The organism is Azonexus sp. MM2026_4 (assembly GCF_055901855.1).
In genome coordinates, this window is the sequence record NZ_CM148380.1 from 4,344,561 (window position 1) to 4,363,380 (window position 18,820).

Here is an 18,820-nt window from a genome sequence, read left to right on the forward strand (position 1 = left end):
AAATCACTCCTCGGGCAACAAACGGAACTGTATGTTTTCGAGAAACAGGCTTTTCTGCAGTCCGGTACTTCCTTTTCCATCGGTCACTCCCCGTATCAAACTGCCGTCTGCCCGTGCGATCTCGAAACGCCTGTTGGCAACGGGCGAGTTGTCATACGGCCAGCGCAAGACGAGTTCTTCGTCGAAACTGCTGCTCGGCCAGCTGTTCATCTCCCGACTCAAGCTCGTCGGCCCCGAGAACTTCTTCTTGCTCGCATGCACCGTGATCGTCCCCGGGCACTGCACGGTAATCCCGCCGTCGATGGTGATTGAGGCGCCGCCCTTGACCGCCAGATGAATCTTCTTCGCCGCCGCGAAGTCGACGTGGGCATTGGCGGAGACGATCCTGAGGTCCTGTTTGGCCTGGAACTTCATTTCATCGCTCTGCGCCTGCAGGTCGATGTCGTCTCTGGCGGCGATCAGTTTGATGCCGGTGTTGCCTTCGCCGGGGCGGATGGCGCCGGCCACCAGGCCGATGGCCTGGCCGGTGTGGAGGCGGGCCTTGCCGGCGATGGCGAGGTTGCTGTCTTCACCGCTCTCGAAGGTGGTGGTTTCGTCGTTGGCGTATTGCAGGTTCTGCCCGGCGACGTGGGCGAAGTTGGCGCGGGCGGCTTGCAGGATCGCCGGGTCGGTCGGGTGCGGGCGTTTGTCGGTGTCGGCCGTCGTGGTCTTGGCCTGGGCGTCGGCGTTGGCCTGGCTTTCGTCTTTGGCATCGACCATGCCGCTGGCGACGGTGTGCAGGGCCTTGATCGGTGCGGCTTGTTGGTCGATGGCGCTTTGTTCGGCGGCGTTGCTGCCGATGGCGCTGGACAGTTCGACGGTGCGGTGGGTCTTCGCCGCCTGGCAGAGGGTGCGGGCCAGGGTGTCGGCTTGTCTGAGCAGCGCCATGCCGGGGGCGAAGTCGCCGGCCGGGGTGCCGGGGGCGGCGAGCGGCCAGGTGCTCATCAGTACGCCGCGCCCGCCGCGTAGGGCGCCCCAGGCGTCGGTGCGGAGTTCAACGCCGGTGCCGCGGAAGCTGCCGCGGTAGTTGTCGGCTTGGTGGATGAGGTGGCCGAGGTTGAGTTCGCTGCTGTGCTGGGTGCTCTTGAGCTGGATGCGTTGCTGGCGGTCGCTGTCGTCCATCACTAGCTGGTTGAACCCCTGGCCGCCGAATTCCTTGCTCTTGAAGCCGCCGAGCGCGGCCGGGTGGCGGTGGCTGTGGCTGGCGCCGCCGTGCCAGGCGGGGCTGTTGCCGCCGGCGAGGTTGCCCTGGCCGGCCGGGCGGTGGTCGGTGGCGGGGTCGAAGACGCTGGCGTCGCTTTCGCCCGGGCGGCCGCCCGGGGTGGCGGGGACGCCGCCGGCGCCCTTGCCGTTGTAGAGGGCGCCGAGGACGTAGGGGCGGTCCATGTCGCCGTTGAGGAAGTCGATCAGTACTTCCTGGCCGATCCGTGGCAGCCATTGCCAGCCCATGCCGGGGCCGGCCTGGCGTTGCAGGACGCGCATCCAGCAGCTGTCGCGGTCGTCCGGCCGTTCGGCTTGTTGCCAGGGGAAGCGGATCTTGATCCGGCCGTAGCGGTCGCACCAGATTTCGTCGGCGCCTTCCGGGCTCTGTTCGCCGTTGGGGCCGACGACGGTGGCAGTCATCGGGCCGGGGGCGGTGGGGCGCGGGTTGAGGCGTAGGCCGGTGTCGTCGGTAAGCGCCGGCCGCCAGGGGAGATCGGCGTGCAGGCCGGTGAAGGCGTTGCCGTAGCCGCGTTCGCGGGCGAGTTCGAGGAGTTCGGCGGGAAGGCGTTCGGAGGCGGCGACCGGTTCGACGGCGTCGCCGCCGGAGAGCGGGTCGTCCTGACCGAGGTTCTGCGGGAGGCGCAGGCGTTCGGCGAGGCGGGCCATGGCGGCGGCGGTCAGGTTGTTGATGCCGGCGTGGCTGACCTCGCAGACCAGGTAGCGGTGATCGCCGGTGCGCGGCAGGTCGCCGATGGCGATCCAGGTGCCGGCGGAGAGGCTGCGCACGGTACCGCGGCCGAGCCAGGTCAGGTAGCGGGCTTCGTGCGCTTCCATCGTCAGCCGCCCGTAGCGTTCGGCTTCGGCCAGGCTGGCGAAGGCGTAGGGGCCGGCGTCGTCGTAGTTCTCGAGGGCTGGCGCGTTGGCGCCGCCGATCGGCTGCGCCGTCGGCACGCTGGCGGCGATGGCGCGCTTGGCCTTGTAGTCGTGCGACAGCAGCGTGGTTTTGGCGGCGAGCAGGCGGCGGTGTTCGCCGAAGGCGAGGATGGCGTCCTGGGCTTCCTGTGAGTCGCTGCGGTGGTAGCGCAGGCCGCTGGCGGACACCGGGTCCTGCGGCAGCAGGCGGCTGTCGGCGAAGATCGTCAGGCGGTGGCCACCGGGCGCCGCGTCGTCGGCTTCGACGCGCCAGCCCAGGCCTTCCTCGGCAAGCAGGCGGGAAACGAACTGGTAGTCGGATTCGTTGTACTGCACGCAGTAGCTGCGCGGCCGGGTGTCGGCGAGGAAGCCGGCGACCTCGTCGGCCCATTGCCAGGCGGCGACGTCGGCGTAGTCGGCGAACACGGTGTCGACGATGTTGACCACGGTGCGTTCCTGGAAGACCCGGTGATGGCGGCCGCGCGAAGTCAGCCAGAGCCAGGGAATGACGATCAGCCGGTAGCGCCCGAAACCGCCGTCGGCGTCGAGCGTCGCCGCCCAGCGCACGTAGCCGTGGCGCTTGTAGGTGCTGCCGTCGGCCAGCCGGACGTCAAGCGCCAGCGCCTTGCCGAGGAAACGCGACTGGCCGAGCCGGGCGTCCGGCGCGACGAGGTCGATGACGTATTCGAATCCGCCCGACAGACTCTCCCGCCCCCACCAGCATTCGACTTCCAGTTGCGGCATCCCCTCGTCCCGCCAGGACAGCGCGTACAGGCGCGTGTCGCTCGAGAACAGGTTGCGCACGAGGTCGATGGACATGGCGGTGACGACGGAATGGGAAGCCGGAAGGATAGCGAAGATGTCGTCATGTGACAATGGAATATGTTGTGCTGGCGTTAACGCTACCTATTTGTGGGCGTCGAATTCGCTCGACTCGGTCGCCCGATGGCTGACCAGCGCGTCGCCGAAGTACAGGGTGTAGGTGTTGGCGCTCGCCGTGTAGTCCAGCAGGCTGTTGGCGAAGCGCGGCCGGCAGGGAATTTCCGGCATTGCCTGGGCGAGTTCCGCCGGGTAGCGGCCATGCGCGGCGCGGTAGTCGGCCAGCGCCTGGCGCACCGTTTCGCCGCGATCGATGCATTCGTTGAAGGCGCGGATGTGTTCGTCGGCGCCGAGTTGCCAGGCGTGCAGGCCAAGGCCGGCGAGCAGCAGCGCCGCCAGCAGGCGGCGCCAGAGGCCGGCGGTGACCAGACAGGCGAGCAGCCCGGCGAGGACGATGATGCCCGGGATGACGATCACGAAATCGCCGATTTGGCCCGGGGCGGTGCCGTGGAGATAGGCGGCGGCGAGCGCCGGGAGGATGGCGAGGCGGGCGGCGAGCCGGAGGGCACGGCGCCAGCGGCCGGCGGGCTGCGCCATCAGGCGTTTTCCTCGCTGCCCTGCCAGACCGGCCGGGCGAAATCCGGTGCGAACAGCATGCCGTGGCGGACGATGCGCAGCACGCTGGCGTGGCCGCCGTCGCCGCGGCAAGCGTCGTTGAGTGCCTGGCGGCGCGCCGCGATACCGGCGAAGAGCAGATCGTGGGGCGTCTCGGTCAGCGCCGGATCGTCGACCAGCAGGCAGCGCTCGGTGAATTTTCCGGGGCCCTCGTAGCGGGTTTCGCAGATGCCGCGCAGGAAGGTGAAATCGAGCTCGTCGGCGGTGAACCAGAGGAAGCCGGGAAGCGGGTAGTGGCCGGGCAGGTCGCGCCAGGTGGCGCTTGCGAAGTTGACGATGCGGATCGTCCCCGGCACTCCTGGCGGCGCTGCGGCGACGACCAGCGCCAGGTAGCGGCCGCAGTGCGACCAGATGAATTCGCCGATCACTGGGCCGGGATCGACGCCGCAGGAAGTCGCGCAGCGGTAGGGGGCATAGGGCGTGGCCGGGCCGTAGCCGGGCAGGGGGAAAAGTTCGGCGCGGTAGTCGGGCTGGGCGCGGTTCTTCAGTTCGATCACCGTCGCCAGGCGCTGGTCGCCACCGTTGAAGCAGGCCGCCAGGTCGATGCGGTAGAGCGCGTGGCGCTCGATCCGGGTGCGCCTGCGGCGCTGCGGCTGGCCGTCGGCATCCCGGTAGTCGACCTCTTCTTCGTCCCAGGGGTAGGTTGACGATTCCTGGCAGCTTTCGACGCGCTCGCGGGAGAACGAGCGCTGCAGCAGGACGACATCGGCGAGCAGCATGCCGGGGGCGCCGGCGCGCATGTCGCCCGGCGCCGTGTGCGGAAATTCGTCGACGCCGGCCAGCGGCAGCTCGCGGGCGGCGGCGGGGGCGAAGACGCCGTCCGGCATCAGGTCGAAGAGGCGGTCGCCGATGACCAGGAAGCGTCCTTCGTGTTCCGCGCTGTCGATCCAGCAGGCCTTGGTGTGGCGCGTTTCGATATCGAGCAGATAGCCGTCGACGAGTAGCGCGTAGATCGGCGCCGCGAAGCGCAGGTAGGGGTTGTCGCGCAGCGGCCGCCGGTCGGGAACGAAGATCAGCGTGTGGCGGCCGCCGCTGCTGCCGACGCTGACCGCGTCGTGGCGCGGCAGCGGCTGGCGCTGGGCGTCGTCGAGCAGCCACCAGCCGTCGTCCTCGACCAGCGGGATGGCCGGTTGTTCGGCGATCAGGCGGTCGATGTCGAGGCTGACCGGCGTGTCGCCGGTGAGCGGCGAAACCCGGCCATGAATCTTGCCGTCGCCGATGGCGTCGATCTCCCACGGCACGTCGTTCGCCGACAATTGGTAGGCGAGGCGGCGTTCGAAGTCGACCAGCAGCATTCCCCAGGTGCCGCGCGACGGCTGCGTCAGCGCCGCGTAGCGCCCGTCGTCGGCGATCGCCACCGACGGCCCGACGTCCCGGAAGGCGCAGCGGTTGCTGAACACCACGTCGCCGTAGGTCGGCCCGCCCATGCAGATTTCGCCGGTATCGTAAAAGCGCCAGAGAACGCGGCAGCCGTCGCTGCCGGCTTGCGTCGAGCCGCCGCTGGCCGTGCCGGACCAGGCCGAGCTGCCACGCCCGGCGCCGGCCAGCGGTGCGGACGCCAAAGCGGGGGCCGGGGTCAGCGAATAGCGGTCCCGCAGCAGGCTGAAGATCACCGCCGTCGCCAGCCAGAGCAGGAGCGGGGCGATGATCATCGACAGCAGATGCCCGCGCACGCCGTAGCCGGCCAGCACCTGCAGCCCGGCGCCGATGCTCAGCCCGCCGAACAGGTAGGCGCAGGCGCGTTGCAGCCCGGCCCAGCGCAGCGGGTGGCAGGCGACGTAGGCGAGGAGCAGGGCCAGGCCGACGAATAGCCCGTAGCTCAAGGGGACGAACAGGCCGCCCGGAATGCCTGCGACGATCAGCAGCCAGTGGCGGAGCTTCATCGGTTTGGTGCAGCCGGGATGGTCATGGCGGTGGGGGCGGATTTCATGAAGGCGGAATGATAGGTGAATGACGGGCCCGCCGCCATCGCGCCGCTTGCCGGCTTCAGCGCAGCGCGACGCCGGCGGCGAGGGCGATCATGACCACGCCCGAGGTGCGTTCGATGTGCCGCAGGTGGCGCCTGAACCAGGCCAGCAGCCGGGGCTGACCGACGCCGCGGGCGATTGTCGCGTCCCAGGCGAAGACGGCGCCGGCCATCCACAGGCCGTAGATTGCCTGCTCGCCGGCCGGCGTGGCCGGCACGACGATGGCGCCGAAGAGCAGCGTGTAGAACAGCGAGTTCTTCGGGTTGAGAATGCCGGAGAGGAAGCCTTGCAGCAGGTGCGGCGCCAGTCCGCCGTGGCCGCTTGCCGCCGGTTCTGCGTCGCCGCTCGCCAGGCGGCCGTCGCTGCGCAGGAAAAGCAGGCCGAGCCAGACGAGGTAGAGGCAGCCGGCCCACTTGAGCGCGGCGAAGAGCAGCGGCCAGCGGGCGAGCAGCGAGACGCCGGTGAGCGCCAGGGCGATGTAGGCGGCGTTGGCCAGCGCGATGCCGAGGCTGCAGGCGATGGCCGGGCGCAGGCCATGGACGATGCGCGTGCGCATGATCAGGAAGAAATCCGGCCCCGGGCTGAGCAGGGCGACGAAGTGGGCGCCGGCGACGAGGCCGAACTGGGTGAAATCGAAGTTCATGGCGCCAGTGTCGCCGGCCGGCGGTGGCCGGTCTTGGAGGAAATTGCGCCGTTCAGCGCCGCCTGCCGTATTGCCCCGGGGTGGCCGCGACGCGTTCGCGGAAGCTGCGGTGGAAGTGGCTCTGGTCGGCAAAGCCGGTGGCCAGCGCGGTATCGCAGATCGGCGCGCCGGCGGCGAGCAGGCGGCGGGCGCGTTGAATGCGGCGGTCGAGCTGGTAGGCGTGCGGCGTCATGCCGGTGTGGCGGACGAAACGGCGGATCAGCTGGTAAGGGCTGAGGCCGGCGCGGGCGGCGAGTTCGGAAAGCGGAATGGTTGCGTCGCAATGCGCGTCGAGCCAGTCGCGGACGGCGGCGATGCCGGCGGGGAGGCCCGCTGGGGCGGCGCCGGCGGGCGTTTGCCGGGCGAGCGCGGCGAGCAACTGGCCGAGGCAGTCGGCGAAACCGCCGGCGTCGGCGCCATCGCGCACCGCCGCGAAAGTGGCGCCGAACCGGCGGTAAGCCGCCGCGTCGCCGGTCCGCCGCCAGTCCGGCGCGGCCAGCCCGCTGGCGGTGAGGAAGCCGTCCAGCCAGGCGGCGTCGATGTAGAGCATGCGGTAGCTCCAGGCGGCGCGGTCTTCCGGGTTGCAGGCATGGACCCGGCCGGGCGGAATGACGACGAGGTCGCCGCGGGCGAGACGGTGGCTGGCGCCGTCGATGGCGAAGCGGCTGTGGCCGGCGTCGACGGCGCCGATCGACCATTCGGCGTGGGCGTGCGGCCGGTAGCAGGCGCGCGAATCGGCGGCGCTGCGCGCTTCGACGAAAGGCAGGCCGGGCGGCCGGTGAAAGCACGGCTGGCCGGGCGTGGCGGCTTGTGAGCGGGGTTCCATGCGGCGATTTTCTCAGGATTTCCCGCCGCGCGGCGCACCGGTGCCGCCGCATTGACGCGGCGCGGATCGCCGCCGAAGATGATGGGCCGCGAGCCAACCGCCAACAGGAGTCGTCATGCAAGCCATTCTCACCGGACACAGCCGCGGCCTCGGCGCCGCCATCGGCGCCGAACTGCTGGCGCGCGACATCCGCGTGCTCGGCGTCGCCCGCCAGGGCAATCCCGCGCTCGCCGCCGCCTACCCGGGGCGGCTGAGCGAAGCCAGCCTCGATCTCGCCGACACCGCCGCGCTGCGCGCCTGGCTCGACGGCGGCCAGCTCGGCGATTTTCTGGCCGGCGACGGCGGGCCGCTGCTGCTCATCAACAACGCCGGCGTGCTCGGTCCGATGGCCGCGCTGGAAGCCCAGGACGCCGGCGAAATCGCCGCCGCCATGGCGATCAACGTCAGCGCGCCGCTGCTCTTCAGCGCCGCGCTCGCCCGCCGCCACGCCGGCGAATTGCGCATCCTGCACGTCTCCAGCGGCGCCGCCCGCCATCCCTACCCGGGCTGGAGCATCTACGGCGCCGGCAAGGCGGCGCTCGACCACCACGCCCGCTGTGTCGCCGCCGACGGTCGTGGCAAGCTGCGCATCTGCGCGCTGGCCCCCGGCGTCATCGACACCGACATGCAGACCCGCATCCGCGCCAGCGCCGCCGCCGACTTCCCGCTCAAGGACAAGTTCGTCGCCCTCAAGGCCGAAGGCCGCCTGAGCACGCCGCAAGGCGCCGCGCGCGCGTTGGTCGATTACCTGCTGAGCGAAAGCTTCGGCCGCCAGCCGGTGGCCGACCTGCGCGAACTGGGCTGACGCCGCCCGCGGCCTTTTGCACCTCCGGCGCCAGCGCGCCACTTCGGCCGGGCGCCATCCTCTGCGATAATCCCGGCCTTTCCTCGTAGCCCGTCCGCTCATGACCTCCATTGCCTCCCGCCTCATCGATGCCGCCCAGACGCTTTCCCGTGACGTCGACGCGATGCGCTTCGCGGCGCCGGTCAGCCATGTCTACAATCCGCTCGACTACGCCTGGACGGTGCATCGCAGCTACCTGGAGCGCTTCGGCAGCAACCAGAAGCGGGTCGTCTTCCTCGGCATGAACCCGGGGCCGTTCGGCATGGCCCAGACCGGCGTGCCCTTCGGCGAAATCGCCGCGGTGCGCGACTGGCTCGGCCTGTCCGGGGCGGTCGGCAAGCCGCTGCCGGAAAACCCCAAGAAGCCGGTGGACGGCTTTGCCTGCAAGCGCGGCGAAGTCAGCGGCCAGCGCCTGTGGGGCCTGTTCCGCGAACGCTTCGGCACGCCGGAAGCCTTCTTCGCCGAACATTTCGTCGCCAACTACTGCCCGCTGGTCTTCTTCGACGAAGGCCGCAACCTGACCCCGGACAAGCTGCCCGCCGCCGAAGCCGGGCCGTTGCAGGCCGCCTGCGACGCCCACCTGCGGCGCATGGTCGAGGCGCTGCAGGCGGAATGGGTGATCGGCGTCGGCGCCTGGGCGGAAAAGCGCGCCACCATCGCCCTGGCCGGTTTGCCGGTGCGCTTCGGTCGCATCCTCCACCCGAGCCCGGCCAGCCCGGCCGCCAACCGCGGCTGGGCGCCGGAAGCCACCCGGCAGATGGTCGAACTCGGTTTGTGGGCGGCCTGAACGGCAGCCTCTCCGAAACCCGCGATCAGCCGCCCGGCTTCAGTGGCGGACCTGGATGAAGCGCGAGAACTGGCGGTCGGACTCGAGGATGTGCTCCAAGCACCAGCCGGCCAGGAAGTCGCTCAATGCTTCGGGGGCGATGCGGCCGCTGCCAGCATCGCCGAATCGCTGCTCGAGGCCGGCCAGCATCCGCCGGTGCTCGTCGCGGTGACCGGCGAGATCGGCGTAGCCGGTGATTTCCAGCACCTTTTCCTCAGCCGAGAAATGTTCGGCGCTGACCGCCAGCAGTTCTTCGCCGACCGTCTCGAAGGACCGCCCGTCGGCGATCCGGTCGATGGTGTGGCGACAGAGGAGGAGGATGTTGCGGTGCTGATTGTCGAGCATCCAGTTGCCGACGCTGTAGTGCCGTTCCCAGCCGGACAGATTTTGCATGACGACGTCTCCAGTCTTCGGCACCGCTGTCGTGGCCAAACCGGGGATTTCCCGTGATCGCCCCTCCTCGCTGCGGACAGTCGACCGTCCGCAAGCCGCCTGCCGCGGCAGAGGTCTGTGCAGTGCCCGATGTTGTCTTGCCTGAAATTGCGGGGCCGGCGTAACCGGCAGCGCCCGCTTGCCTCAATGCCTGCTGATGTCCGGTTGTCGCGCCCGGCGCCGCAAGTCGCTCGCCGGGTGCTGATGGTACTGGAGCCAGGATGTGCCGCGAATTTTCAAACCACCTGCATCAATCATGGAAGCCTCCCGATATTGCGTGGGTTGATCGGAGCCGTCTGCTGCGTTCATGACGGAATATTTGACTGCCGGGGCCGGCGCTTGTTCCGCTGCGCGTGAAAAGGGGAGGACAAGCGCTAGCTTGTCCGCCTCTGTTAGGATTGTTTTTTCGGGTTGTGTGGGGCGGTAAGCGGCTTAATCAGTGACAACGATCAATCCAAACTTGGCGAGGTACGCCAAAAGGCGTAGAACGTCAGCTTCGATCACTGCGGGTTGGCCTTCAAAATCGGCAATGCAGCCGGAACACAGGTCAGTGACTGAGACCGGATACTCAATCCGCTCCCATATCGACATGGCGACGGTGTCGAGGCCAAAAAACTTACCGCTGCTTATGTCCATTAATACAAGTTGCCCATCAACTTCAGTGCAAAGCGGCGTATCACGCCATGAAACCGTGGAAGATAAGTTGATATTCACGGAAATTACCCCATGTTTGTTTTCGGTAACAATCCCCACTTCATAGAGCTCGGGGGGGCGCACTAGGGCTTTTGCACTCGAATGTCATTCACTCGGAATTCGCCAGGTTTGCGCAATATTTGAGCAACCAAGACATGCCAAATGCCACTGATGAAATCTTTTATAAGAAGTTTGCTTGCCCGCTATCACTCACAAGCCATTTGAAGAACAAGTTTTGCTCAGAATTTAGGCAGAACTTGCTGAACTGATGTGTTATGTAATTTGAGTGAAAAGGCCTTGAGGGGTAAGTGGCACGGTTAGAATGTTCCCACTTCAAAAATCCCTTGGAACATCGTAGATTTTGTGTGCCGCAAGTGATGAGGGGCGGCCCTCGTCCGGATTATAATGATCGATTTTGTTAGTATCAATATTTCACACGTATTGAGTAATCTGTTTTTGACAGAAATTTTCTCCCGACGGAGTCTGTTCTGGGTGCGTTCGTATTAGCTGCGAAATCGACGATGGTGAGTCACCATTACATTTGGCGTGAGGGCAATATATTGAATAAGTACATGGTTTCATGACATATTTTTATCGTCTTGGCGGACTACAGGTGGAGTCTGCTTTCCTGTTGCCTGGATGGCCGGAATGGCCAGAAGCCGACTTGGGGCAGCCTGATATACACATCCGAGTCGGCGCTGTCCCGGAGTATTTAGAGAATGCCGATGTCCGCCTGCGAACCATCGAGGCCCAACGCGGTGAAGCGATTCTGCTACGCTTTCCCGGTCTGATGCGGGTGCTGGTTCGCGATGCTGAGGTGGTGGTGGACCCCGTCCCACAGGCCGATCTGGACATGATCGCCTGCTTCCTGTTGGGTAAGGTCCAGGCAGCCTTATGGTACCGGCGCGGCCTGCTGCCATTGCATGGCAGCGCGCTGGCGGTGGACGGACGAGCGGTGGCGATTCTCGGCGAATCAGGTGCTGGCAAGTCCACCCTAGCCGCCACGCTGGCGTCTCGTATCGACGGAACGGTGGTGAGCGACGATACCTGTGTCGTTCATGTAAGAGATGATGGCGGAGCCGAAGTGTGGCCGAACACCAGCATGTCTCGATTGTGGCCTGACGCGGTTCGGGCGTTAGGCAAAACCCCGGAAAGTCTGCCAAGGGCGCCGGGGTTCAAGGACAAGCTGTTTATGGGTAACAAGGACGAACTACCGGCATCGCCGCTGCCGCTCGCCTTGATGGTAGCCCTGGAGGTGGATGAAGAGAGTGCTCATCCCAATCTCCGGTTGTTCAGGCCACCCCAAGCCGTGGTGGCGACCTTCTTCAATCTACAAAAACCGCTGGTCGGCAAGGCCTTGCACCCGGAATCTCGTCTTTTGGCACAGGCTGCCCGCCTGTGCCGCGGAATTCCGATGGTTCAGGTGCGCCGCCCTCGGCTCGGGACGGGCGAGCGAACTGATCTTGCCGCCCTGGTGGAGCTGGCTATTGCTGAAACCATGGCGCTATCAGTATCCCAACCTGCTCGTTGACCAATCAGTCGTTACCACCTTCCACCCAGCGAATGAAGCGGCCGACATGCACACCACGGGCCAGTAGCAGGCGGTATTCCTTACTTTGCTGAAGTGCCTTGGCGTCGTCCTTCGGCCAGCGGGTGACGAGGTCCTTCATTCGGGGGATGTCCAGCAAGCGACTGGCCAAGGGCGAGGCTTCAAGGCGCTCGACATCCTGTGCCAGTTGTTCCCGTTTGAGACTGAGCCGGTTGAACCACTCCGGGCACTGCGCACCTGAGCGGGTTTCATTGAGGATCTCCGGCGGCAGGCGGTCGGCGAGTACCTGGCGTGCGAACCAGCGCTCGATACCATCCCGTCGGAACAGGGGTTCCGGCACCGTCAGCAGAAATTCCAACAGGCGTTGATCGGCCAGGGGCGAGCGGGTCTCGAACCCGTATATCTCGCTGTGGGTATCCGACATTTCCCGGGCCAGCGGGTTATGGTCGTAGGTCAAGAAGGCGCGGGTCTGTCGCCCGTCGTATTTTCGATGGGCGACGCGCCCCGCCACGACGTTGGCAGGGTCGAATCCGCTGTCCCGCCATAAATTTCCCAAACCCAACGCCTCGGCCGACGAGGGGCGCAGGGAACTGTAGTCGCCCAGGCCCGCTGAAGCCCCTCCGCGCCAGTTCAACAAGGCGCGCGTCACCCCGGGCGCCACCCAGTCAAGAAACTCCGTTCGTGCCACCGATCGGAAGGACTTGCCTGTTTGGCGTGCGCGAAGGCGCAGTTCCCGTCCTAATGTCCACAGCCGGCCCGAACGCCAAAGGTCGGCGTGGGATAGCCATCCCGGCCAACTCAAGCCCTGGTTTCCCTGGTTTCCGTCCAATAGGGTCGAATAGCCTTCGGTTGCCACGGAATCCATCAGGAATCCATACCATCCCATGTTTACGACGCCGAGGATGGGACCGCCGGTCTGATCGAAGTATTGCGTGTCGTCCTCGTCAAAGGGGTGCAAGCCTTCCGGCCGGATAAAACGTATATCCAGATCGGGATACAGACGGCCCAGCGCGCGCACCTTGTCACTTTCGTCGACATAGCGGTTCGGATGGGTTGCCAAGGTGATGCCGGTTGGTGGTGCGGCGGTGAAACAGGCGATGGTCTCGCATCGCCCCAGTCGCGCCGCCGTGGCCGCGACGGCCGAGGAATCCAGACCGCCGCTGGTGGAAATGGCGACCCGGTTGACACCACGCAGGGCATTGGCTACCGCTTGGTCAAGCAAGGCGCGGGCTTGGTGAACCAGATCCGCTGGTGAGGCCGTTGATGGTCGGGTTGTTACATCGGGCGTCCAATAACGAATCTCGCGCGCGCCAGCGGCGTCGAACAGCAACGCGTGGCAATTGGCTACGCGTTCGATACCACGATAAAAACTCGGGCGCGGCGCTTCGAGATTCAGGGCCAGAAAATTGGCCAGTGCGAGTTCGTCCAGTTCGCGCGGCACATAGGGCAAAGACAGCAGGGCGGGCAATCGGGTGGAGAAGGCAATCAAACCTTCGCGGCGATGAACGAACAATGGAATATGGCCGATCCGGTCGCGGCCCAGAATCAGTCGTCCCGCATCTTCCTGCCACCAGGCGAAGGCGAAAGCCCCCAAAGGGCGGGCCAGCCCCTCCGGTCCCCAGCGCTCCAATACTCGCAGCAACAGGGCGCCATCGCTGAGAGACGCCAACTCGGCTCGGTCCAGGCCGAGGCTTGCGGCTAATTCTTCGCGGTTGTCCAGGCGGGCCTTGGCAACGTATAGCCCTCCGTCGCTCGTTACCAATGGGTGTGACTCGGCGGCTGCTTTGCCGGGAAACGGGCTGGTCCGCCGGGCGATTGCCGCCCGCCGTGAGCGCCGGAATGCCACTTTTTGACCCGGTTGAACGATCAGAACTGAGCGGATTCGATCATCAATCGGTCCACCATCCAGGCGAATCAAGCCGCAAAACGCACTCATCCGATCATCGCTTCAGTGATCGATGACGCTGAATCCGTCATGTGATTGAAAGCACCGCGTATCGTTCTTTCATGATGAAACTCTTGCTTACCTCAACGGGTACGCTGATTTCTCAATTCTCTCGCTTCCATGAAGGCGGAAGCCAGTTGAGCCAAGCGGCCAGATATCATGCCTGAATTGGCATGAAAAACCGATCATCCTTCCTGATGATCGGTGCCCGGTCGGAAATAAAGCTTGCGGTTCGCTCCGATCTCGCGTTGCTTCCGGAGCGCCCGAGAGATCAACTTGCTGCGGGGATCAAACCACCCACGCTATCAGATTCAGTCCCAGCGGGGCCTTTGACTGTATCAGCAATATCAAACTCTTCGATGATTGGCGTCGCCCAGTTCGGTCGTTGGGGGCGGGCTGTGGCTAAGTTGCGATCTGGCGCTCCTTGATCCGGCATGGTATGACACTCCTGAGTTTGATTGAGAGGCATGAATTGTGGTCTTTCGTCGATTGTCACACGAGAGAAGGTAAGGCGGCAAATTTATAAGGGAACACCCTGGGTAACGCCGCCACCCATCCAAATCATCAGTCGGCACACTTTCCTTGTCTCACACTGCTGGCAATGCATCTGACGGTGATTTCGGTCTGATCGGTGCTGTCATTAATTCTGGTGGCAATGGTGGCGGACTTTCTATTTTTGTTAGCATTCGCCAGTGCTCATCATTGGTTTCGAATCTGCCCGCATGTCCGCTTCCGACCCGATTGCCAATCCTGATGTTTCTGCGGTTTCGGAATTTGGCGATGAGCAAGAATTCGCTTATCTTTACCTCGTAGGCAGATGGCGTTTGGCCAGCGCCTTCCCAATCCCGGCCCTGCCAACCGCGGCGAAGGGGGGGGCTGATGTCAACATCGTTGCCGGCAGAGTGCCCGCGCAACTGGAGGGGGCTGTTGCCGCGAGCCATCCGGTGCTCTCGGTGGGGACGGACGGTACGGTACTGTTAACGATACCGGGGTTGCTGCGTATCCTTATCGAGGATGCCTGTCGGGTCACTGTCGATGTCCTGGCAAACCAAGTCGACGTCAGTATCGGTATGCTGTTACGCGGGCCGGTCCTGGCGATCCTTGCACGCCAGCGCGGTATGTTGCCGTTTCAGGGAAGTGTGGTCAGGCTCGGCGACGGAGCCATTGCCCTGCTTGGTCCGTCAGGATGTGGTAAGTCAGTATTGGCGGCGCTGCTGGCACAGCGTGGCTTTGAGGTGTTGAGCGATGGTCTGTGTTTGATGACACCGGACCCAGACGGAACCACCATCCAGCCGTTGTCGCCGGTGTTGCGTTTGTGGCCCGACGCCTTGGCAGCACTGGGTGTTCCCGCGCTCGAAGTTCGCCCTTATCGATCCGACGGAGGTTACGGGTTTGTGACCATGAGTCCGGCGACGGCGTCCCCGCCATTGCTTCCTGTCCCATTAAGAGGAATCTTTGTTCTCTGTATCGACAAATGCCGGTGCAAAGACGTTGCCATCGTCGGCTTGCGTCCGGCCGAGACCATTGGCCGTTTGTCAGCAACTCTGTCGGCCCGGCCGGCCATGGTCGCGGGGCCATGGGGGCGAGATGTGGGAAAGCAACTGGCCACCGTAGCGGCGGCAGGACCCGTTATGGCCACCCATCCGGCCGAAGATTGGGCGCAGGGAGCGCTGCTGACCGATGCGATACTGGATTACCTGTCAGGCAGGATTGAGGGGAAGCAATCATGAACGCGGGCTCGATTTCGTGGATTGCCTCTTATCCAAAATCGGGTAACACCTGGATGCGCGCGTTTCTATCCACTTTGGAGCGAGGCAGCGAGCTGGAGCGGCTTGATGATATTCGCATGGATTTGACAGTCATCAGCCAGCGCCGAGAGATTGATATGCATCTTGGATTGACCACTGGCGATCTGTCGGAGGTGGAGGTGTTGGCCTTGCACTCCAAATATGTGGAAATGGTGGCGCGTTCGCGGACTACTCGGGCTTTTTGCAAAGTTCACGATGCCTACGTGCGCACACCCTCGGGAGACTGGTTATTTCCTCCTTCCTTCTCAGCCGGCGCGCTTTACATCGTGCGCGATCCGCGCGATGTCGCAGTGTCCTACGCACATCACAGCGCCAAATCAATTGATCAGATTGTGATGCGGATGGCTGAGGGGCGGTGGGACCATGGATTGGGTGCGTGGACCGATATCGTTCCCTATCAACGTCGGAACTGGAGCGAGCATGTCGAAAGTTGGATCGACGCACCCGACCTGCGACGGCTGGTGGTGCGCTATGAGGATATGCTTGCCGAGCCACTAGCCACCTTTACCCGCGTGGCGGATTTCGTTGGACTGCCCAAGGATACTCAGTCCGTTACTGCGGCTATCGAGGCTACCCGCTTTGAGCGTTTGCGTGAGCGCGAGGCGCGGGAAGGCTTCAAGGAAAAGATGAATGGCGACTTTTTTTTCCGTCAGGGGCGTGCCGGTGGCTGGCGGGAGGTGTTAACCGCAATGCAGGTGTCACGAATCGTTGCCGACCATGGTCGGGTCATGCGCCGTCTCGGCTATTTGGAGTAAGGGCATAGCTTTGCTTTGATTTTTGATTGCTGTTGTTCGTCTCGGAAAATTCGCAAACTGGGTTTGAACAGCAAACAGCACTTCGACCACGGGCATCGGCAAGCGTCGGGTAGGCGGTTCGATGCCACGATCCCGCAATCAGCGCCGGACCAAGTTCGCTTTGACGCCGGTGGCCAACGCAATATCGGCCACCGAGGCCTCAGGTTCGCAGCAGGCTGCCACCAACGTATCAGAACACAGATGGGGTTGCCGGGCGCTTACGTCGTCGCACAACCCAATAAAGATCAATCCCCCTGCATTACGCCATGACGACCTTGTTACGTCCGGCTTCCTTGGCGCGATAAAGCGCCTCATCCGCTTTCTTCAGCAAGGAGAGAGCATTTTCATTTTCCGTCGGCGTGGTTCCGGCGATTCCAATACTGATCGTGACGACGCCGAACGCCGACGTCTCATGCGGTATTTGCAGCTTCTCGATCGCCTCGGCGATCAATCGAGCATACGCCAGCGCGCCAGCGGGATCGCTTGTCGTAACGATCAATACAAATTCCTCGCCACCATAGCGAGCGATCAAGTCGCCGGCCCGGTTCGATTTTTCCTGCAAGGTTCTGGCCACGCGCTTCAAACATTCGTCGCCGACTTGATGACCGTAGTGGTCGTTGTATTTCTTGAACCAGTCCACATCGAGCATTGCCAGCGCCATGTAGCTGCCGCTCCGTTTCGCGCGGCGCCATTCTTCCGCGAGTGCCTCGTCGAAGCGGCGACGGTTGGCGATTCCGGTCAGTTCATCAGTGACGCTTTGGGTCGCGAGCATCCGGTTGGCCTCTTCGAGCGCAACGGTACGCTCCAGGACTTTGGCTTCAAGTTGCTGGTGTTCATCGTGAATACGCTCGGACATCCGGGTGAAGTCACGGGCCAGTTCGCCGATTTCGTCCTCAAGATGGACCGGGAGGTCGTTGCTTTCCTGCTTTCCTGGCCTTCCCAGGGAGCGAGTGGCACGCATGAGTTTCTGCAACGGCAAGGCGACCTGATTTTGCAAAATGGAGCGAATGACGAAAACTTCGACGAGCAGCGTGAGCAGCCCCAGGGCGATGACAACCGCCAGATTCTGCAAGATTGCCGGCCGCATCAGGGAGCGTGGATAGTGGATGCTGAGTATGGCGGGGGTTTCCGGAACATGCCCGATGGCAACGATTTCGTCTCTTGTATCAAGCAAAACCACCTTGCCCGGTGCCAGCGTTTGCGCTTCAAGCAATAAGGGGTAATTGGATTGCAGTCCGAGAGACTTGATCGACGCCCGACCTTCGGTTTTCTTGATCTCGTCCAGCAGTTCCGGATGGAACATCAGGGTTCCTTCGGCATCACCCAGAAACAGGGTGCTGTAGGCGCCCTCGATGGAGGGGTGAGCCAGGCGCTGCATGAGCTTGTCGAGCAAGACATCGACGCACGCCAGAATACGGTGTTTTCCGGCAGCATCGACGACATCCGGCGTGGCGACCGTGGTCATCCAGGCCTGGTTGGAATAGTCGTAGTACATCCGCGTCAGAAACGTCTCGTGCGTTGCCGATCCGAAACCGCGCGAATAGAACTCGTAGTTCGCCAGCTCAAGCGCATCCGGGCCGCTGTAGGTAAAGACCTTGGCAATGTCGGCCGCCTGGTAAATCGGGAAACCCTTCTCCGGGACGACGCCGTAGAAGTTGAACAGGCGCCCCTTCATTGCCGATCCGTATTTGTGTGAAAGCAGGTACGACAGCGCAAAACGGGCCTTGACGTCATCGCTCGGCGGAAACTCGGGCGCGTAGGTGGCGGACATGTTCGCAAAGCGCCGTCCGTCTGCGAGCGCCTGGCCCTCGAACAGGCCGGGACGTTGCGTGTACGACCCGTCGTCGTGGCGATAAAAGATCTGCTCAAAATCGCGCACCAAAGCCGCTCGTTGTTGCGGATCCGCATCCATGGCCTTGAATTCAGCGAGGAAATTCTGTTCCAGCTCGCGTATCTCACGGAACGGCAAGGATTCACGCTGTATCGTCTGGGCCGTCGAAAGCAGCAATTGCTCGCGCACCGCCTCTTCAATCGAAGAACGATTGAGGAAATAGGAGAAAACACCCGCACAGATCGAAACCATGCCGATGCGGATGATTGCGAGGCGCAGCGCACGACTGGCAAGCGACTGGTTCAATTTCACTGGATATTCATGAGTTTAGGCAAGGTGGGCTGCATTCTATCCGAGAGGTCGAGGCAAGCACGTTTTCTTGAGCCAGTAACGGCCGGCGCGCCGCGCATTCTGCCCAGCGCCAGGTTGGCGGCGGCAAGCGTCCGCTTTGCCAGTTTCTCGATGAAATCGAAGGCTTCAGGCTGAACGCTCAAGGCGTACTGCTTCCGGCGGTTTTTCGACACCACACCGCAGTCCAGCGGGACAGAAGTGATCAGCACATGCTGGCCGTTGTTGCGGATATCGTATTGCGCGTTCACGGCTTCGCTGATTGTTCGCATCGGCCGCCCGTTGTGTTGAACGACGCCTTCTCGCGCTGAAGCTCAATTGGCTGATATCGCCAACTCGTTCGCAATCATCTCCGCCTGCTTCAACACGGTTTCCGTCGCCAGTAGCTGCATATCCGGCGGATAGCCGTATTGGCGCAGGGAACTTCGGTCCTGCTGCGGGGAAATACGAGCCGGAAATACGAGCCTGGCCCCTTTTTTCCCCTCAATGCCTGCCGATGTCCTGTTGTCGCGCCCGGCGCCGCAGCTCGCTCAGCGGGAGGAAATGGCACTGAAGCCAGGATGTGCCGCGAACTTTCAAACCACCTGC

Annotated in this window: 16 protein-coding genes; 5 read left to right on the forward strand and 11 right to left on the reverse strand. The window is 63.9% G+C overall.

The window, feature by feature from the left end:
* Positions 1-3 precede the first annotated feature (3 nt).
* The 5 genes from AC0KWY_RS20560 to AC0KWY_RS20580 form a co-directional block, all read right to left on the reverse strand.
* The gene (locus AC0KWY_RS20560; protein WP_474027352.1) at positions 4-2,973 is read right to left on the reverse strand and encodes a type VI secretion system Vgr family protein; all 2,970 of its coding nucleotides are present in this window, start codon (positions 2,971-2,973) and stop codon (positions 4-6) included.
* Positions 2,974-3,060: 87 nt separating this feature from the next.
* The gene (locus tag AC0KWY_RS20565; protein WP_474027353.1) at positions 3,061-3,570 is read right to left on the reverse strand and encodes a hypothetical protein; all 510 of its coding nucleotides are present in this window, start codon (positions 3,568-3,570) and stop codon (positions 3,061-3,063) included.
* The gene (locus tag AC0KWY_RS20570; protein ID WP_474027354.1) at positions 3,570-5,531 is read right to left on the reverse strand and encodes a hypothetical protein; all 1,962 of its coding nucleotides are present in this window, start codon (positions 5,529-5,531) and stop codon (positions 3,570-3,572) included. The genes AC0KWY_RS20565 and AC0KWY_RS20570 overlap by 1 nt, the downstream gene beginning before the upstream one ends.
* Before the next feature lie 103 nt (positions 5,532-5,634).
* Positions 5,635-6,258 carry a LysE family translocator gene (locus tag AC0KWY_RS20575; RefSeq protein ID WP_474027355.1) on the reverse strand — a complete coding sequence of 208 codons (624 nt, stop codon included), beginning with the start codon at positions 6,256-6,258 and terminating at the stop codon, positions 5,635-5,637.
* Positions 6,259-6,310: 52 nt separating this feature from the next.
* Complete coding sequence (locus AC0KWY_RS20580) at positions 6,311-7,123, reverse strand: helix-turn-helix domain-containing protein (protein WP_474027356.1); 813 nt, start codon at positions 7,121-7,123, stop codon at positions 6,311-6,313.
* Positions 7,124-7,238: 115 nt separating this feature from the next.
* On the opposite strand from AC0KWY_RS20580, the gene AC0KWY_RS20585 reads away from it, so the two are divergent.
* Both AC0KWY_RS20585 and AC0KWY_RS20590 read left to right on the forward strand, forming a co-directional pair.
* Entirely contained in the window at positions 7,239-7,967 is a 729-nt protein-coding gene (locus AC0KWY_RS20585; RefSeq protein WP_474027357.1) for an SDR family oxidoreductase, read from the forward strand.
* 100 nt (positions 7,968-8,067) lie between these two features.
* Entirely contained in the window at positions 8,068-8,793 is a 726-nt protein-coding gene (locus AC0KWY_RS20590; protein ID WP_474027358.1) for a uracil-DNA glycosylase family protein, read from the forward strand.
* A 39-nt stretch (positions 8,794-8,832) separates the two neighbouring features.
* Here AC0KWY_RS20590 and AC0KWY_RS20595 read toward each other — a convergent pair whose 3' ends face one another.
* Both AC0KWY_RS20595 and AC0KWY_RS20600 read right to left on the reverse strand, forming a co-directional pair.
* Positions 8,833-9,225, reverse strand: a complete 393-nt coding sequence (locus AC0KWY_RS20595; RefSeq protein ID WP_474027359.1) for a bacteriohemerythrin — start codon at positions 9,223-9,225, stop codon at positions 8,833-8,835.
* Between the two features lie 471 nt (positions 9,226-9,696).
* Complete coding sequence (locus AC0KWY_RS20600) at positions 9,697-10,041, reverse strand: PqqD family protein (protein WP_474027360.1); 345 nt, start codon at positions 10,039-10,041, stop codon at positions 9,697-9,699.
* Between the two features lie 496 nt (positions 10,042-10,537).
* Here AC0KWY_RS20600 and AC0KWY_RS20605 point away from each other — a divergent pair, with 496 nt between their 5' ends.
* Positions 10,538-11,488 (forward strand): hypothetical protein, encoded by a 951-nt coding sequence (locus AC0KWY_RS20605; protein ID WP_474027361.1) that lies wholly within the window; start codon positions 10,538-10,540, stop codon positions 11,486-11,488.
* A gap of 4 nt (positions 11,489-11,492) precedes the next feature.
* Here AC0KWY_RS20605 and AC0KWY_RS20610 read toward each other — a convergent pair whose 3' ends face one another.
* Positions 11,493-13,424, reverse strand: coding sequence for an asparagine synthase-related protein (locus AC0KWY_RS20610; RefSeq protein WP_474027362.1), 1,932 nt, complete (start codon positions 13,422-13,424; stop codon positions 11,493-11,495).
* A 749-nt stretch (positions 13,425-14,173) separates the two neighbouring features.
* On the opposite strand from AC0KWY_RS20610, the gene AC0KWY_RS20615 reads away from it, so the two are divergent.
* Both AC0KWY_RS20615 and AC0KWY_RS20620 read left to right on the forward strand, forming a co-directional pair.
* Entirely contained in the window at positions 14,174-15,181 is a 1,008-nt protein-coding gene (locus AC0KWY_RS20615; protein ID WP_474027363.1) for a hypothetical protein, read from the forward strand.
* Positions 15,178-16,014, forward strand: a complete 837-nt coding sequence (locus AC0KWY_RS20620) for a sulfotransferase domain-containing protein (protein ID WP_474027364.1) — start codon at positions 15,178-15,180, stop codon at positions 16,012-16,014. Before AC0KWY_RS20615 ends, AC0KWY_RS20620 begins: the two co-directional genes overlap by 4 nt.
* A gap of 298 nt (positions 16,015-16,312) precedes the next feature.
* On the opposite strand, the gene AC0KWY_RS20625 is transcribed toward AC0KWY_RS20620, so the two are convergent.
* The 3 genes from AC0KWY_RS20625 to AC0KWY_RS20635 are packed head-to-tail and all read right to left on the reverse strand — an operon-like array spanning position 16,313 to position 18,624.
* Positions 16,313-18,196: a GGDEF domain-containing protein gene (locus tag AC0KWY_RS20625; RefSeq protein WP_474027365.1), complete on the reverse strand. Its 1,884-nt coding sequence runs from the start codon at positions 18,194-18,196 to the stop codon at positions 16,313-16,315.
* On the reverse strand, positions 18,193-18,504 hold the full coding sequence (locus tag AC0KWY_RS20630; protein ID WP_474027366.1) for a hypothetical protein: 312 nt from the start codon (positions 18,502-18,504) through the stop codon (positions 18,193-18,195). Before AC0KWY_RS20630 ends, AC0KWY_RS20625 begins: the two co-directional genes overlap by 4 nt.
* Positions 18,505-18,546: 42 nt before the next feature.
* A complete protein-coding gene (locus AC0KWY_RS20635) occupies positions 18,547-18,624 on the reverse strand; it encodes a hypothetical protein (protein ID WP_474029766.1) in 78 nt (25 codons plus the stop codon).
* Positions 18,625-18,820 lie beyond the last annotated feature (196 nt).